Annotated in this window: 17 protein-coding genes and 1 pseudogene; 11 read left to right on the top strand and 7 right to left on the bottom strand. The window is 38.3% G+C overall.

Going from position 1 to position 14766, the window contains the following annotated elements; genetic code table 11:
- Positions 1 to 53 precede the first annotated feature (53 nt).
- Both AC5WOC_RS09610 and AC5WOC_RS09605 read left to right on the top strand, forming a co-directional pair.
- Positions 54 to 1166: pseudogene (locus tag AC5WOC_RS09610) on the top strand (KamA family radical SAM protein).
- A 225-nt stretch (positions 1167 to 1391) separates the two neighbouring features.
- On the top strand, positions 1392 to 1526 hold the full coding sequence (locus AC5WOC_RS09605) for a hypothetical protein (protein ID WP_496055194.1): 135 nt from the start codon (positions 1392 to 1394) through the stop codon (positions 1524 to 1526).
- A 142-nt stretch (positions 1527 to 1668) separates the two neighbouring features.
- On the opposite strand, the gene AC5WOC_RS09600 is transcribed toward AC5WOC_RS09605, so the two are convergent.
- Both AC5WOC_RS09600 and AC5WOC_RS09595 read right to left on the bottom strand, forming a co-directional pair.
- Positions 1669 to 2433, bottom strand: coding sequence for a TIGR03943 family putative permease subunit (locus AC5WOC_RS09600; protein ID WP_496055193.1), 765 nt, complete (start codon positions 2431 to 2433; stop codon positions 1669 to 1671).
- A gap of 17 nt (positions 2434 to 2450) precedes the next feature.
- Positions 2451 to 3494, bottom strand: a complete 1044-nt coding sequence (locus AC5WOC_RS09595; protein ID WP_496055192.1) for a permease — start codon at positions 3492 to 3494, stop codon at positions 2451 to 2453.
- A gap of 324 nt (positions 3495 to 3818) precedes the next feature.
- Here AC5WOC_RS09595 and AC5WOC_RS09590 point away from each other — a divergent pair, with 324 nt between their 5' ends.
- The 3 genes from AC5WOC_RS09590 to AC5WOC_RS09580 all read left to right on the top strand — a co-directional run bounded on the left by AC5WOC_RS09590 (position 3819) and on the right by AC5WOC_RS09580 (position 5221).
- Entirely contained in the window at positions 3819 to 4139 is a 321-nt protein-coding gene (locus tag AC5WOC_RS09590) for a hypothetical protein (RefSeq protein WP_496055191.1), read from the top strand.
- A 50-nt stretch (positions 4140 to 4189) separates the two neighbouring features.
- Positions 4190 to 4468, top strand: a complete 279-nt coding sequence (locus tag AC5WOC_RS09585) for a hypothetical protein (protein WP_496055190.1) — start codon at positions 4190 to 4192, stop codon at positions 4466 to 4468.
- A 156-nt stretch (positions 4469 to 4624) separates the two neighbouring features.
- Positions 4625 to 5221: a helix-turn-helix domain-containing protein gene (locus AC5WOC_RS09580; RefSeq protein WP_496055189.1), complete on the top strand. Its 597-nt coding sequence runs from the start codon at positions 4625 to 4627 to the stop codon at positions 5219 to 5221.
- 104 nt (positions 5222 to 5325) lie between these two features.
- Here AC5WOC_RS09580 and AC5WOC_RS09575 read toward each other — a convergent pair whose 3' ends face one another.
- Together AC5WOC_RS09575 and AC5WOC_RS09570 are read right to left on the bottom strand one after the other, a co-directional pair.
- Positions 5326 to 5667, bottom strand: a complete 342-nt coding sequence (locus AC5WOC_RS09575; RefSeq protein ID WP_496055188.1) for a hypothetical protein — start codon at positions 5665 to 5667, stop codon at positions 5326 to 5328.
- Positions 5621 to 5932 (bottom strand): hypothetical protein, encoded by a 312-nt coding sequence (locus AC5WOC_RS09570; protein ID WP_496055187.1) that lies wholly within the window; start codon positions 5930 to 5932, stop codon positions 5621 to 5623. The genes AC5WOC_RS09575 and AC5WOC_RS09570 overlap by 47 nt, the downstream gene beginning before the upstream one ends.
- 177 nt (positions 5933 to 6109) lie before the next feature.
- On the opposite strand from AC5WOC_RS09570, the gene AC5WOC_RS09565 reads away from it, so the two are divergent.
- From AC5WOC_RS09565 to AC5WOC_RS09550, 4 genes are all read left to right on the top strand, one after another.
- Positions 6110 to 7480, top strand: coding sequence for a tetratricopeptide repeat protein (locus AC5WOC_RS09565; RefSeq protein ID WP_496055186.1), 1371 nt, complete (start codon positions 6110 to 6112; stop codon positions 7478 to 7480).
- A gap of 233 nt (positions 7481 to 7713) precedes the next feature.
- Positions 7714 to 8040, top strand: a complete 327-nt coding sequence (locus tag AC5WOC_RS09560; protein ID WP_496055185.1) for a hypothetical protein — start codon at positions 7714 to 7716, stop codon at positions 8038 to 8040.
- 164 nt (positions 8041 to 8204) lie between these two features.
- Entirely contained in the window at positions 8205 to 8636 is a 432-nt protein-coding gene (locus AC5WOC_RS09555; protein WP_496055184.1) for an Rrf2 family transcriptional regulator, read from the top strand.
- 137 nt (positions 8637 to 8773) lie between these two features.
- The gene (locus tag AC5WOC_RS09550; protein WP_496055183.1) at positions 8774 to 9943 is read left to right on the top strand and encodes an MFS transporter; all 1170 of its coding nucleotides are present in this window, start codon (positions 8774 to 8776) and stop codon (positions 9941 to 9943) included.
- A gap of 48 nt (positions 9944 to 9991) precedes the next feature.
- On the opposite strand, the gene AC5WOC_RS09545 is transcribed toward AC5WOC_RS09550, so the two are convergent.
- Positions 9992 to 10855, bottom strand: a complete 864-nt coding sequence (locus tag AC5WOC_RS09545) for a helix-turn-helix transcriptional regulator (protein WP_496055182.1) — start codon at positions 10853 to 10855, stop codon at positions 9992 to 9994.
- A gap of 127 nt (positions 10856 to 10982) precedes the next feature.
- On the opposite strand from AC5WOC_RS09545, the gene AC5WOC_RS09540 reads away from it, so the two are divergent.
- Complete coding sequence (locus AC5WOC_RS09540) at positions 10983 to 12359, top strand: MFS transporter (protein WP_496055181.1); 1377 nt, start codon at positions 10983 to 10985, stop codon at positions 12357 to 12359.
- A 204-nt stretch (positions 12360 to 12563) separates the two neighbouring features.
- On the opposite strand, the gene AC5WOC_RS09535 is transcribed toward AC5WOC_RS09540, so the two are convergent.
- Both AC5WOC_RS09535 and AC5WOC_RS09530 read right to left on the bottom strand, forming a co-directional pair.
- The gene (locus tag AC5WOC_RS09535) at positions 12564 to 12866 is read right to left on the bottom strand and encodes a transposase (RefSeq protein WP_496055180.1); all 303 of its coding nucleotides are present in this window, start codon (positions 12864 to 12866) and stop codon (positions 12564 to 12566) included.
- 141 nt (positions 12867 to 13007) lie between these two features.
- Positions 13008 to 13484, bottom strand: coding sequence for a DUF2690 domain-containing protein (locus tag AC5WOC_RS09530; protein ID WP_496055399.1), 477 nt, complete (start codon positions 13482 to 13484; stop codon positions 13008 to 13010).
- 433 nt (positions 13485 to 13917) lie between these two features.
- Between AC5WOC_RS09530 and AC5WOC_RS09525 the strand changes: the two genes are divergently transcribed.
- Complete coding sequence (locus tag AC5WOC_RS09525; RefSeq protein ID WP_496055179.1) at positions 13918 to 14700, top strand: CAP domain-containing protein; 783 nt, start codon at positions 13918 to 13920, stop codon at positions 14698 to 14700.
- Positions 14701 to 14766: the final 66 nt, after the last annotated feature.

Genomic DNA, 14766 nt, shown 5'->3' with positions numbered 1-14766 from the left:
TTATCATATTCTACTGAAATATCAAAATATTCAATATTTAAGGGAGAGAACCCATGCCTCGCTATTTTACGGATATAACAAAGATTGAATCTATACCAGAAGAAAAACGAGAAATACTTCGTTCCATAATAGACAAATTTGTATTTCGTGTGAATGATTATTACCTTTCTTTAGTCAACTGGGAAGATCCAGATGATCCAATCTATAAATTAATCGTTCCACAAACAGAAGAATTAGATGAATATGGAAGATGGGATGCATCTGATGAACATTTGAATTATGTGGTTCCAGGATGTCAACATAAATATGGAACAACAGCACTCTTATTAGTATCGGAAGTATGTGGTGCCTATTGTAGATTTTGTTTTCGTAAACGACTATTTCGAAATGATGTAAAAGAAACATCAATGGAAGTTGGGCAAGGTATAGACTACATTGCTAAAAACCATCAAATCAATAATGTTTTATTAACAGGTGGAGACTCACTGATTCTAGCTACACAAAAAATCAAACAAATCCTTGGAATGCTACGTCAAATACCTCACGTTAAAATCATCCGCTTTGGATCCAAGTTACCTGCGTTTAATCCCATGCGAATTTAGGAAGATACCGAATTACTTGAGACTTTATCCAATTACTCCCTTCCTGATGCTCGAATTTATGTAATGGCACATTTTAACCATCCTCGGGAATTAACTCCAGAAGCATATAAGGCGATTCATGCTCTGCAAAGTGCAAACGTGATCATGGTCAACCAAACACCAATATTACGCGGAATCAATGACAACTCTGATATTCTCACTGAATTATTAGATAAACTTTCTTGGGCAGGAGTAACCCCTTATTATGTATTTCAAAATCGTCCAGTAACTGGAAATGCTAGCTTTGTATTATCACTTAGAGACGCATACCATGTTATTGAAATGGCCAAAGCAAAAACTTCTGGTCTAGGAAAACGAATTCGCTTTGTTATGAGCCATACCTCTGGAAAAATCGAAATTTTGGCTGTAGACAAAGGGAAAATTTACTTAAAATACCTTCAAGCCCGTCATCCTGATTTTTATGGTCATTTTATGGTTTTAGATTGTCCCGACGATGCTGCTTGGCTTGATGATTTACCAGGAAATCAACTTATATTAGATAAGCAAACAAAACTAGATGAATAACGAAAGTAACATAAAAGAGCAGAAAACGACTTGAATGCAAAAACCCAAGTCTTTTTGTGCTTTATTCCTAATGACTTCACTACACAAAACCAGAAGTTGAAATGCATACCGAGTCATTGAACTTTTCGTCTCTGCCTGATAATCATTTTAAACTCCTATTATATTTGATAATACAGATTAAATCATTTAATCTATAAATACGAGCAACCTCAAATTGGAGGGATTATGGAAAACGTCTTGATCGTTGTCTGCGGCGCGGGCTGCGGCGTGATGTGCGGTGCGTTCGGCTACGCACTCTATCGCGTCGTTGACGTGTGCATCAACAAGCTTCGACGGGTTGAGAAGACGATGGGAGTGTGATCCGTAACCTGCTCATTGCCGGGTGGTCTTACTTATTCAGATGAGGCCACCCGGCCCTGTTTATTCCCTTTTCCCTTGACTTCATCATCAAATGTGCTAATCGAACGTTTTTGTAACTCTTTGGATAATCTATAATTTATTCCTATGTTTGATAAATATAGGAATCTTTCTCCGCTGGTACACGTTTAAATATTTTCATGTTGATACTTGGAACATCTCCCATTTCTCTCTTTTTCATCTCAAATGTCCCTTCTACCTCATACCATTGTTCTTTCTTCATTTGTTCACTCCATGGTGATTCGATCCAAAACCCAACCACTCCAGCATCTGCAACACAACAAGTCATCGATAGACGGCCAAGTACAAACTGCTTTTCCGTAAATCCATTTTCACGATATACAAACCCTTTGCTTTTGATCTTTTTTCCAACAAATCTTTCCGGATAAAGCGTCAATACATCCATCACTTGCGAATAATTTTGGGTCGTCAATTCAATGATTGGCAATTTCACCAGTTGATCAGCCTTATCTTTATAAGGTTTTTCCCAACTGTCATCAACATGACCTATTTCTTCTTTTTTCAATGTCTCTTTTGGTTTTGCATTATTAACATAGGTATATATTTTATTATCTGCAATGCTCGCATCCAATGGTTTACTTGGAAAGAAGAGAAAAGCACAGATGGGCAAAAACATCATGAAATAACCCCAAGTCCCTATTGAATGGACATTCCCTTGTTTATAATGCTGAATTTGCACACATCCAAGAACGAGTAAAAATAGTAAGCTAAAAATACTGAAATACTGAAATCGCGGATTTAAAAAATACGATATTTCTTTGGAAATGATCAAGTAAGCTACCATCAGTGCAAAACCAAACAAGACAAGTGAACGTATAAATGCCGGCATGATATTCCCTCCTTTCTTTAAATCAAAAAGATAACAGATAAAATGGTAAGCACGGTTGTACCGCCCCAGAAAAACCAAACTACGGAAGCTCGAAAACTACCAGCCATCATCAACATATTTTTTAGATCCATCATTGGTCCATACACCAAAAAAGCGAACAGTGGCGCTGTACCAACAGCAGAGCGAAAAGAAGAAGCAATAAACGCATCAGATGACGAACAAATCGATAATCCAAAGGCAATGCCCATCAGTACAAGAATAGAAATCCATTCATTTCCACTCCATGACTTCATCACAGAAAACCCAATAAATGTCTGAAAAATAGCAGCTAATAACGCTCCTAAAATAAAATATTTAGCAGTATTGATAAATTCAAAAATAGCATGATACATCGCATGATTTACTTTTTCTTTCCATGAAACAGCATGTGTCTGATGGGAACAGCCATCATTTGTACAGCATCTTTCTTCTTTATGATCAGAAGGTTCATCGTGTAAAACAGTGCGATTACGAAAAAATAGAAAAAACAAAAATCCCATGACAATCGCGATCGCAGCTCCCAAAATCAGGCGAATAAGAGTGATCTCCCAATCATCTCCAAATGCTACATAAGTGGAAACAATAGTAACAGGATTCACAATCGGAGCTGCGAGCAAAAATGTAAACGCAACATATGCAGGTAATTTTTTCTCTACCAATCTCCTTGCGATTGGAACAATTCCACATTCACATATAGGCAGAATCAGCCCTAGTAAACTGGCAAGCGGAATAGATAAGAACGGACTTTTAGGCAGACCTTTCCAAAGCGTGTTTTCATTAACAAACTCATGTATCAAACTCGATATCAAAACACCAATCAGTACAAAAGGCAAACCTTCCAAAAAAATACTCAAAAAAATAGTAGATAAACTCTGTAGTTTCCCCATTGGCACAAGTGTGGTTACATCTGCTATATCCCAACCAGATTGAATAAAGGTGGATGAACTGAAAAACAAGAGTATATTTACTACTAAAAGTACCAATATAATCTCTATGTAAAATGTTTTGACTAAACGCAGCATATACGTCCCCTTTCTGATAGATACACTTTGTCCACACATTTACCTTTCACTTATATCGTAATCATTCTATTTTGTAAATGATATTGTATTTTTGCCATATGATTGTTAAAAATAGATTTGTCAACATTTCCAAATTATATCGGATAATATAAATTGGAACAGTTATTTTTTATATAACAAGGAGCATCCATCATTTAACATTCGCATAAGATTATATATTTTCGCGACAGGGACGGTCCTCTTGTCGCGAAATAACTTCTTTGCAATTTCGTTTAGTTATAGTTAGTCTGTAAACTTCACCTTCTTCAGAAAGAGAAAAGAAAGATGAAATCGATCATTTTACGAAAATTTTTAGTTACATGCACGATGGCGTTTATTACTCCCATTTACATCGCAACGATAAGTGATTTTTCCTCATACGAATCCATTGGTATAATTATTATGGCATTTACTGCTTCTATTCTTGCTCTGTTTCTCTATGCACTGCCTGTGTCTATCATTGCAGAATATATTTCGCAAAAAACACGCTATCGAATGTTTGTATCTTTATTTATTCATCTCGCTTTTAGTGTAATAGCTTTTTCTTATCTCCATCGAGCTATGGGGAAATTTACTTTCTTAGATGAATGTCTTCAATGTAAATGAAAAAAACCGCAACTGTTATCCGAATAAATATAATCACAAAGGAGTTTTATATGAGTAAAATAAGAAAAACAGTATATTTCTTGACCATTATTCATCTGCTTCTATACTTACTGATGGTTATCTTCTTTTGGGGAGAAAGTCATATTATCACAGAAAATATGATGATGTATTTTGGAATAAGTATCCCGCTTTTAGCTGCAATAACTTGTTGGTTACTCTTTATAAAATCAATAAAGATGGGAAAGAAAGATACAACAGGTTTAGTGACAGCAATATTTTTTACTGTCCTCTTCCTTGTTAACTGTATCGCTTCGGTAACTTATTTTTAGACAACAGAACCGTCCCTGTCGCATATTCAGCGTTCATATAATCGCTTTTTAGTGTTATTGAAAATGAGTTGTATCGAGAATAAATATTTTGAAATTACATTTTGCTTTTTATATAATCAAATCAAGGAAAACACTTTTACTTCTTGAGGAGATATCGTGTGGACTGGTCCTCGAACAGAAACCGAGACGGAGTGGTCTCGTTTGTTCGGAAGGAATCTTCGCCATCTCCGGAAGCATCGGAAGATGACTCTGGAAGTGTTGGCGGTGCAACTAAGGGAAATGGGAATTAAGGCAAGTCCAGCTCCTCTTTCCATATTGGAGAGGGGAGTACCTGACTCCCAACAAACTCTTCCGAGTGCAAGTGTACATCTTCTTTTGGGATGTGCAAAGGTACTTCGTGTAGCGCCTGAATGGTTCCTCACAGAACACGAGAACATCTTCGATGCTCTTCCAAAGGACTTCGGAGTCATCCGTACAGAGTCGCTGAGTCCAGAAAGTATCGATACTGATCTTGCCAACCTTGGTCCAAATATTCTTGAACTTCGATCGAAGACAGGTCGAGGTTGGACGCAAGAGAAGTTGGCAGAGATGGTTCAAGGCCGAGTGCGAATGTCGCAACGCCGAATCTACATGATCGAAAATGGTCAAAATGAGAATCGGTATGTGACCGTAGATCAGCTAATGGCATTCGCAGAAGTATTCGAAGTAACTGTCGATATGTTCTTCCGTAAACCCCCAGTGCTCTCCTTCTGAGAGGTAAAATCCCCACTAAGCGCAATACTTAGTGGGGATAAATCTACACACAAAGTCAACAAGGGGACGGTTCTTTTGTCGTATAATTTTTGGTTTACTCATCATCAATCCTCTTTTCCAATACCAACAGAAAATGGGTCATAGTTTTTCCCATGAACATACGTAATCCCGCTGCCGATCTGCACTACTTCGGCATCGAGCAACGTGATTTCCATCGTTTCCCCTGTCTCACTGGTGATCTTTAATTTACTGATTGATCTGTCTGTTATTGTCGGCTTCATCGCCTGTGCTGGCTTTTCATCAAAATAACAGTCAATCCGCAGTTCATTTCCGCCGATCGACATGCGCGATGCTCGATAACACCGCCACTGGGGAATCGTTTTGATCGATTCGATAAACTCATTTACCTTTTCTGTACATCCTTCTACCATCAACCGTAAAGCCATGTTCATCACCTCTAGTTAGAAAATGTAATCTTCGGATTTCCATACAAATCAACGCTTGTATCCACATCTCTTCCTCATCCAAACCATCGGGAAACAAACACCGCACAACATAATCTTGTCTTCGCTGCAAAAATAAAGCGATGATCTGCCTTTTGCGCCTATGCATTTGATTCGCGGTATATTGGTATTCATCCGCTATCGCTTGTAATAAATTCGTTACCTCTAATGGAAACATGCGAATATCGATCAGCCAGTCTAATTTCATCGCAACAACCTTAGTTTTTGTGGATTGTCTGTGACTTGCCTCGGTGTGCTTATATAAAAACAATAAATAATATTTAAAATTTTTTCAATAATTATATTCTTTTCTATTTTTCTTGGATATTTCTGTTGATACAAGCAGGAATTAGCAAAATTGATATGGAATCTAAGAGACATCCTATTGATTCTTAGAGGTGAAGAAATGACACTAGCATTGGAGAAAATCGGAGCGATACTGCGTGACAAACGCCAGCTTCTGGGACAGCGGATCGAAGACATGGTCGATGAAAATATTTCCCGATCGACCATCAGCAATGCGGAGCGCGGATTACCAAATGTGACAGAATCGATGTATATTTATTATGCGGAGAAATTAGGCTTGGGAAACTCCCTGTTTGGAATCGTGGAAGAGAAAGAACAATTGGAGCAAGAGGCAAACGAGGAATTAAAAGAAATCGAAAACGTCATCGCAGTGGACGCAGATGATTCCTTGCAAAAATTAGCGGAGATCCAAGAAAAGTATGCGATTACCAAACGTGATAACCTTTACCCTTTTTACACTTACTTACTCGGACGTTGTGCATATGAAAAAAAGAAATGGAAGAAGGCAAAAGCATATTTTCATGAAGCACTCACCCTTTTTGGGCAAAAACCCGATCTTGATCGAACTAATTTAAAAGCAGCTTGTTATAATGAACTCAGTAGAGTAGCTTTTTTTGAGAATCAGTTGGAGGATGCTTTGCAGTATGCAGTAGATGGATTGAAAGTTTTTAAGATTGATGGAGAGAGAATAAGATTTCACTATTACTTTCTATTAAACAAAAGCATTTATTTAAAACGATTACAACAACCAGAAAGAGCTTTAGAGGCTATCGAAGCACTTCATTCAGAAATCGAAAGCTTGCCAAATACTAAAGTTATACTCTCTACTATTCAAGTAGAAACTATTATTCAAATGTATAATACATTTGCTGTAGTATTATCCGAACTTCAATTGTATGAAAAAGCACTTGATTATGCCTATCAAGGTTTGGAAATTGCACAAAACGGTAGATTTTTTGACTATCTATTGACCATCCGATCCACCCTTGGTACTATCTATTTCAAACTTGGAAATTTAAAAAAAGCTGAAAAATGTTTTCTACAAACGATTAATTTACGGAAAAGTATCCATGATGAATTCCACCTTATTGCTGCATTTATTCATTTAGGTCAACTCTATATGAAGCAAAAAAAATGGGAAGAAGCTGAAAAAGTGCTGGTAGAGGCTATCTCCATAAGTGAACAAAATCATGATATGATCAATTTGATTGATAGTTTCGTTTCTCTAGGAGACTGTTTGGTAGAACAAGGGGAGTTTACAAGAGCTATTCATCCTTACCAAAAGGCTGAAAAATTACTCCAAACAAATAAGACCAGCGAAAAAAAATGTGAGATTGCCATTAATCTTGGATTTTGTTACCAAAAATTGGGTGACCAAAAATTATTTGAAGAGTATAAAAATAAAGTATTCCAATATAACACTGAAATGAAATGGGGGAAATTAGGATGACAGGACCACCTGAGGGGGGGTAATTTCATCCTATAAGGAAATAGCGGTCAAACTCCCTTTTAAACAGTTTACAAGAAACCAAATAGATCAAACAGGATGAGATGTTAAACTCTCATCCTGTTTTCATTTCTACTTTTTATTGCCTATTTCTATAAAATCTCTACTATGCTCTCTCTACCCTTTCATATAAAATAAAAGACAGGAAACCGCATGAACAACTCGTTGGAGGAATGATGCGTGGGATCAAATCCGGCAAGCAGCGGAGGCAGCAGATCGATGCTTTCTTCTCCCCGAAGCTGCTGCTCTTCTTTCTGCCCGTGATCCTCGGCCTTGCTGCTGGCTGGCTGAACATGAAGGAGTACACTTCCTTCAGTGTCATCTGGCTCTACTGGGTCGCAGGGACCCTGGCAGGACTGGCAGCCTTCGCGTATGAATGGTTGTTCGGAAGTGGACCGCATCTGAGCAACGGGTACATCCCTCGTCGCTTCTGGAAGACTTCCATCAGCATCGCTGCCATCGCATTTGCCCTGAGCGTGGTCATCCGGGCATACGCTCTCTGACCGCTGCTCGACTGTCCCATCCTACGCCCGTACAACTGCTTCACTGGTTGTACGGGCGCCTATTTTTATTCTCGACAAAGGAAACTGTCCTCTTGTTGCATTATTCAATTGACAGAAAATACAAATAGAACTACAATGGTTACATTGAAAGGTGGAAACAATTGATGGCAGTAGTAAGTCGATATACAATTGCCCTTCACAGTCTCGTGTTTATTGCTTTTATGACAAAAGAGAGAAATGAATTTGTCATAGCGGATCGAATTGCTGTCAGTGTCAATACTAGTCCAGTCTTTATCCGGCGTATTTTGCGATTGCTCGCGAAGGCCGATTTGGTCATCGTCCAGCAAGGCGGGAAGGGAGCAGGATGGAAGCTGGCAAAAGATCCAAAAGATATCACACTGTTAGATGTATATGAAGCAATTGTGGAAAAACCCCTTTTTGAATTACATCATAGTCCACCAAACGAAAATTGCCAGATCGGAAAAAGTATACAGCCTGTACTAAATCAAATTTATACTGATGCTGAGCATACGATGAAACAGCAATTGATGCAAACAACGATTTCTGATTTGGTGAAGGAAGTGATTCCTGAATAACATAATTACTCTATTTTTTTAGCGCTAAATAGAACCGATTTAGTTCCAATTTGAATAATCGAAAACAAATTTTTTTATCTTTAAATGGAACTGTTTCGATTCTATTTATGAAGAACATAATAATAGGAGTGCATTCGATGAATTACCGTATTTTTTTATTAGTGTTTGGTACATTTTCCATTGGTATGGAAGGATTTATGATTGCCGGCATACTTCCAGCGATTGCAAAAGATTTCCAAGTTTCTCTATCTGCTGCCGGACAACTTGTAACAATATTTGCAATTGTCTATGCAATTGGTTCACCTGTTTTCACAACGTTGACAGCGTTGACCGAAAGAAGAAAATTACTTTTTTACTCTTTGCTTTTATTTGCTGCCGGGAATATATTATGCGGATTAGCGTCTAGTTATTGGATGCAGATGGCATTCCGGGTTATCACTGCTTTAGCTGCAGGTATGTTTTCCCCTGCAGCAACGTATACAGCAGCAAAATTGGTAAAACCTGAAATGCGGGGTCGAGCAATATCTATTGTGGTCGGCGGACTCACGATTGCTCTTGTTCTCGGAGTTCCATTAGGCGTGTGGATTGCTTCGGTTTCCAATTGGAGATGGACATTTTGGCTTGTAGGGGTTATTTCTTTGATTGCAGCTGTGCTAATTCGTCTCTTTTTCCCAGTGGTTACTGTAACAGAACAGGCTGTATCAATAAAAGAACGTCTCTTATTTTTGAAACGTCCTGCCATCCTGGCTTCTTTATTCATCACTTTAGCATGGGCAACTGGTATTTACATTGTCTATACGTATATCACCGATATTTTCGGGCGAGTTGGAGCCACTGAACAGACTATCACTTTGATTCTCTTTATTTCTGGAGTTGCTAGTTTCTTCGGAGTTCTCTTTGGAGGTTACTCCACTGACCGTTTTGGCGCAATTCGAACCATTCTGCTTGCCCTTACCCTCCTCTTCGTTGCAGTCACAACTTTCTCTCTCTTCCATACGATTGCTCTTGGGATTGCAGCCATGGCGCTATGGGGTTTCAGTGGATTTACATTTAATCCGGCACAACAGCACAGACTGATTGAGATATCCGGGAAAGATTCGGGAATAGTTCTTTCTTTGTATAGTTCTTTCCTTTATTTTGGGAGTGGATTAGGATCGCTGATAGGAGGACTTGCATTGAAATATGGATCGGTGACAAATCTTGGGTTTTTATCCGGCGGATCTGAATTGACCGCAATTTTATTCGTCTGGTTAAGCTATCGTTTAGTTGAGCAGACATCTGAATCATCTCATATGAGTAAGCAATGATCTGTTTTGATTATGCGACAAGAAAACCTCCCTCTTGTCGCACGTATGCTACTCGATTTCTAAACATATCTTCTCATCATATAAAACCTGCAGTCTCGCTATCGTATTATCATCCATATATGGAATATTAATCGTCATGATCAAATCGGGAGAATGACAAACTTGGAAAGATAAATGTTTAAATATAAGTCTGCCTACTCTTGGATGATGGACGATTTTCTTGCCTTCTGGATTATCCAGTACATCATGCTCTTGCCACCAGTTGCGAAACTCGTGGCTTACTTTGTGAAGATCTGCAATTAATTTCATCCACCATGTATCCCCGACATTTTTTGCATAGTTGGCGCGAAACTGAGCTAATCGATCTCTAGCATAATTTTCCCATTGATCTTGCCGTAACTGCTTTACCAATGGAGAAGTGAAGGCTCTCCATACTACATTTCTCTCCAATTCTGACATTTTTGCATAATCCCCATAAACATAGCAAGCTGCTTGGTTCCATGCAATGATGTTCAAACGATTATCGAAAATGAAAGCAGGATGAATCCCTTGATGATCTAAGTGTTTTTGTAAACTAGGGCTAATTTCTGTAGTAACGGAAGAATGGCTTGCAGGTGTTTGTTGAAGAGCTAAATAAAAGAGATGCTTGCGTTCATTTTCGTTTAATTGAAGTGCTTTTGCTATATTTTCAAGCACTTCTGAAGATACTTTGATATCTCTTCCTTGCTCCAGCCAGGTATACCAATCTACACTCACGTGGGAAAGTAATGCTACTTCGGAACGTCTTAAACCAGGTGTTCTGCGTCTGCTGCCGCGTTGGAATCCTGCTTGTTCAGGAGATATTCTTTGACGTCTAGTACGTAGAAACTGCGCTAACTCTTCTAACCTGTCTCTTTCTGCGAATTCCATCATCCAGCCGCCTCTCTATCTGTATTATCCTAGGTTTATTACTTCTATGATAAACGATCATCTTTCTGCAATGACCGTTTCCTTTACACTATTGTTAAATACGATGTCAAGCAGAAAGGAACATCACCTTATGAGCCAAACAGAAGGTTTACTGCAATACGAAACTTCCACTTGGAAGAAAAGAGTATTGTTAATCGCCATTTCACTCGGTTATTTTATGGTCTTACTAGATACAACCATTGTCAATGTTGCTCTACCCCACATACATCAAGACTTAGGGGGAGGCATGAGCGGATTGCAATGGGTAGTAAACGCATATACCATCTTTTTTGCAGGACTGTTACTCTCCATGGGATCTATAGCAGATCGACTGGGCACAAAACGCGTATATTTATGGGGCTTGTTGATTTTTGTGGTCATCTCCGCTCTATCCATATTCGCCCCAACCCTCAACATCCTAATAGGATTAAGGGCTCTGCTTGGAATCGGAGGTGCTGCTTTGCTTCCAGCTTCATTATCGCTGCTGTCGCACGTTTTTTCTGATCCAAAAGAACGTGCAAAAGCAATAGCTGCTTCAGCTGCAGTTGCAGGAATCGCATTGGCAGTTGGTCCAGTCGCAGGCGGAATACTTGTAGATTTCTTTGGCTGGTCTAGTATTTTTATCATCAATATACCAATTGGACTATTCAGCCTTTTCATTACTTATTATTATGTGAATGAACCTCAAAAGGCAAAATCAACAAACGGATTTGATCTCATTGGTCAAATTACGGCAATACTCTCTATTTTAGCACTATCTTTTGCTCTTGTAGAAGGGAAATACTATGGATGGGATTCTCCTGTAATTATTGGAGCATTTCTCGTTTTTATTACCAGTATCATCAGCTTTCTCATTACAGAGATCAAAGGAAAACATCCTTTGCTTCCCTTAGATTTATTTCAACAAACAACCATTTCTGCTGGAATGGGAGCTGGTTTGCTGGTGAACATTGGATTTTCTGCTATCTTATTTGCCCTGCCGATCTTCTTTCAACAGACAAACCATGTATCAGCATTTCTAGCAGGTACATACTTATTACCAATGACTATTGCTATGGCTTTTAATCCAATACTTACAGGCAAAATTGTCAGCAGAATAGGACCGCGAATCCCAATGATTATCGGATTTATACTGGCTTGTATTGGCACACTGTTTGCCATGCAGTTCAGTGATCATTCACTTTATATTTGGACTGGCATCAGTTTATTTATCATTGGGATCGGTGTATCTCTCACTATACCTTCTCTCATGACTGCTGTAATTACTTCTACAAAAAAGGAACAAACCGGCGTTGCTTCCGGCGGCTTAAATTCGATTCGTCAAATTGGTGCTGTTATAGGAGTAGCAATCGTTGGCATGTTTGGAAATAACGCTATTGTCTCAGGTATTCACTACTTATTACTAGTGATTAGTATTATTTTTATCTTTGGGGCTGTCGTAACCTTCCTTTTTATTGGGAAGAAATAATCTGCTTGATTATTACCTGTGACACATTTTCATCTGTAAATGGGATCTTACCCGCTTTCACTAGGTAATAGAGCATTTTCTAAAGATACAGATGTTTCGATAAACACCAAAAAGCGCTTCCTAAAAAGAAATGCGCATTTATTTTTCATCCTATTTTTTCTATTTGAAGTTCATGATTAGTGATTGTACTTATGTAATTCGAGTCTATTTTGAATAGATTCCGGCTTTTGATTCAATATTTTCGTTTCGATATCGATCCTGAAACAAATGACCTACTCGATGATACTTTTTATTAAAATATGAAACATAACTTACTCCAAGTAGTTTCATAAAATGATTGATCGTACCTTCTCCTTCTTTCCAAAGCAAATGTACATGATTGTGCATCAAACAATAGGCATATAGTTCACAATTATCTGATCCCTTAGAGCGCACTACCATATCTAAAAATGGTTGATGATCTTCTTCATCCTTGAAGATGGGCATTCTATTTACCCCTCTAACCATGATGTGATATATTCCCGTCTCACTTCTTACCCTGCCAGATCTAGGCTTCTTACACCTCATAGAGGCATATTAACATATATACCCATCAACAACAAAGAAATGCGACAAGAGAACCGTCCCCTTGTCGCGTTTTTCATGTAATTAAAACCAGCTTGTATAAGCACCCCAATTATCAATGTCACCTGCACTCCATGATTGATATGGATCTTTATCCCATAGTTGTCCTGTGTGGCAGGAATGTTGTCCCTCGTCCACAGTGCCGTTTCCACCTGAGCTCCAGCAATTCGATTCTGTACCATTACTTCTGTGAATCAACGCATTTGCGTATCCATTGTAAGGAGCTGAACCGTACAAATGCACTTCCGCCCAAGCTGTATGACAGTAAGCGCTTCCCCATAATTGTAAATAACCCAGTTTTACTTTGTCTCCAGTTCTAGTCGTCATATAAATATACTTGGTTTGATACACAAACGAACTTTTGTAAGCACAGTTATTCCCTGATGATGAATAAGGATTGGTTCCGTCATACGATAGAGCATCAACTCTTCTTGTTTGGACAAAAAGACTAGAGACTACTAGAGCGAATACAAACATTACCGCAAAACTTACTCGATACATTTTCACACCAAAAACCTCCCTTTAATGTTTCCAAATAAAATGATGGATACAGAAAAAAACAAAGAGGCAAAAGAAAATGTAAATCTCAAATATTTTTTATTATTTTCATAATACGACAAACCACAATTCCGTGTAAATAAGCATTATTCGCTTTTTCTCAGGTAATATATTACATTTTCTTTGTATTTTTATATTTTGATATAAATATATATAAATATTTTGATAGATCAGGTTCCATAAAACACAAGTAGTTTTTAAGAGAAATTTGCCATCGAATATCTTCCCGTTCAGCAATATATTGTGTTTATAAAATATCTCTTCCTTACAAATCATTTGTCTCCCGTTTTCTATTTCCTTAAATTAGCAGCTCTATCCACAAAAAAATCATATATACTGGTAACCACATTAAATTCTTTAAGAAAAGAGGGATATCATGCGGTGGATATATGTGATGATCATACCTGCAATCTTTTTGCTCCCTACATTTGGACAAGCAGCAGGGGAATCATCTACACCAGCAAATATTTATCAATTAGCACCTAAGGCAACACATGTAAAGGTAGTCAAACTTTCTTTCCTGAAAACAGTTGCTAAAGAAAAGGCAAAAGCAAAGAAAACAAAAGTGTTAAAGAAAAAGACACACTCCAAAGATACTGCAAATTCATCAAAGTCCAATACATCTGATAAACCAACAACATCGAATACAAACACATCTCCAAATCAAACGAATACACAGCCATCCACTTCTTCTAATTCGGCAACTCCAACTTCAAACAGCGGATCATCGAACAGTGGTGCCTCTACCACCAATACATCTACGTCTGATTCAAGTGTACTACCAATTGAAAAAGAAGTAGTCCGTCTAGTGAATGTCGAACGAGCAAAAAAAGGATTACAACCATTGGTGCTCGATAGCAAATTGAGTTCGATCGCTCGCAAAAAATCTCAAGATATGGTCGACAAAAACTACTTTTCCCACCAGTCCCCTACTTATGGGTCGCCATTTGACATGCTAAAACAATTTGGTGTCTCCTATCGCACTGCTGGGGAAAATATCGCTGCTGGTTATCCTTCTGCACAAGCAGTAGTGACAGGTTGGATGAACAGCCCCGGCCACCGTGCAAATATATTAAATTCATCTTATACCAAAATCGGTGTCGGTTATGTAGCAGGCGGTAGCTATGGCAGCTACTGGACACAACTATTCACTGGATAATAGTTAATCGCAAAAAAGGGTGAGGGGTAAACCTCATCCTTTTTGCTGTAAGTTAATATGATATTC

This window comes from Shimazuella sp. NTD247 (assembly GCF_059510415.1).
The sequence above is the reverse complement of the archived record's forward strand: the minus strand, read 5'-3'. Positions and strand labels throughout refer to the sequence as shown.

What these genes read in the sequence shown, in the direction of transcription:
- AC5WOC_RS09605 (WP_496055194.1), top strand. Translation starts at nt 1,392, where the DNA reads ATGGAAAACGTCTTGATCGTTGTCTGCGGCGCGGGCTGCGGCGTGATG.
- AC5WOC_RS09600 (WP_496055193.1), bottom strand. Translation starts at nt 2,433, where the DNA reads ATGCCGGCATTTATACGTTCACTTGTCTTGTTTGGTTTTGCACTGATG.
- AC5WOC_RS09595 (WP_496055192.1), bottom strand. Translation starts at nt 3,494, where the DNA reads ATGCTGCGTTTAGTCAAAACATTTTACATAGAGATTATATTGGTACTT.
- AC5WOC_RS09590 (WP_496055191.1), top strand. Translation starts at nt 3,819, where the DNA reads ATGAAATCGATCATTTTACGAAAATTTTTAGTTACATGCACGATGGCG.
- AC5WOC_RS09585 (WP_496055190.1), top strand. Translation starts at nt 4,190, where the DNA reads ATGAGTAAAATAAGAAAAACAGTATATTTCTTGACCATTATTCATCTG.
- AC5WOC_RS09575 (WP_496055188.1), bottom strand. Translation starts at nt 5,667, where the DNA reads ATGGCTTTACGGTTGATGGTAGAAGGATGTACAGAAAAGGTAAATGAG.
- AC5WOC_RS09570 (WP_496055187.1), bottom strand. Translation starts at nt 5,932, where the DNA reads ATGAAATTAGACTGGCTGATCGATATTCGCATGTTTCCATTAGAGGTA.
- AC5WOC_RS09560 (WP_496055185.1), top strand. Translation starts at nt 7,714, where the DNA reads ATGCGTGGGATCAAATCCGGCAAGCAGCGGAGGCAGCAGATCGATGCT.
- AC5WOC_RS09555 (WP_496055184.1), top strand. Translation starts at nt 8,205, where the DNA reads ATGGCAGTAGTAAGTCGATATACAATTGCCCTTCACAGTCTCGTGTTT.
- AC5WOC_RS09550 (WP_496055183.1), top strand. Translation starts at nt 8,774, where the DNA reads ATGAATTACCGTATTTTTTTATTAGTGTTTGGTACATTTTCCATTGGT.
- AC5WOC_RS09545 (WP_496055182.1), bottom strand. Translation starts at nt 10,855, where the DNA reads ATGATGGAATTCGCAGAAAGAGACAGGTTAGAAGAGTTAGCGCAGTTT.
- AC5WOC_RS09540 (WP_496055181.1), top strand. Translation starts at nt 10,983, where the DNA reads ATGAGCCAAACAGAAGGTTTACTGCAATACGAAACTTCCACTTGGAAG.
- AC5WOC_RS09535 (WP_496055180.1), bottom strand. Translation starts at nt 12,866, where the DNA reads ATGGTTAGAGGGGTAAATAGAATGCCCATCTTCAAGGATGAAGAAGAT.
- AC5WOC_RS09530 (WP_496055399.1), bottom strand. Translation starts at nt 13,484, where the DNA reads ATGTATCGAGTAAGTTTTGCGGTAATGTTTGTATTCGCTCTAGTAGTC.
- AC5WOC_RS09525 (WP_496055179.1), top strand. Translation starts at nt 13,918, where the DNA reads ATGCGGTGGATATATGTGATGATCATACCTGCAATCTTTTTGCTCCCT.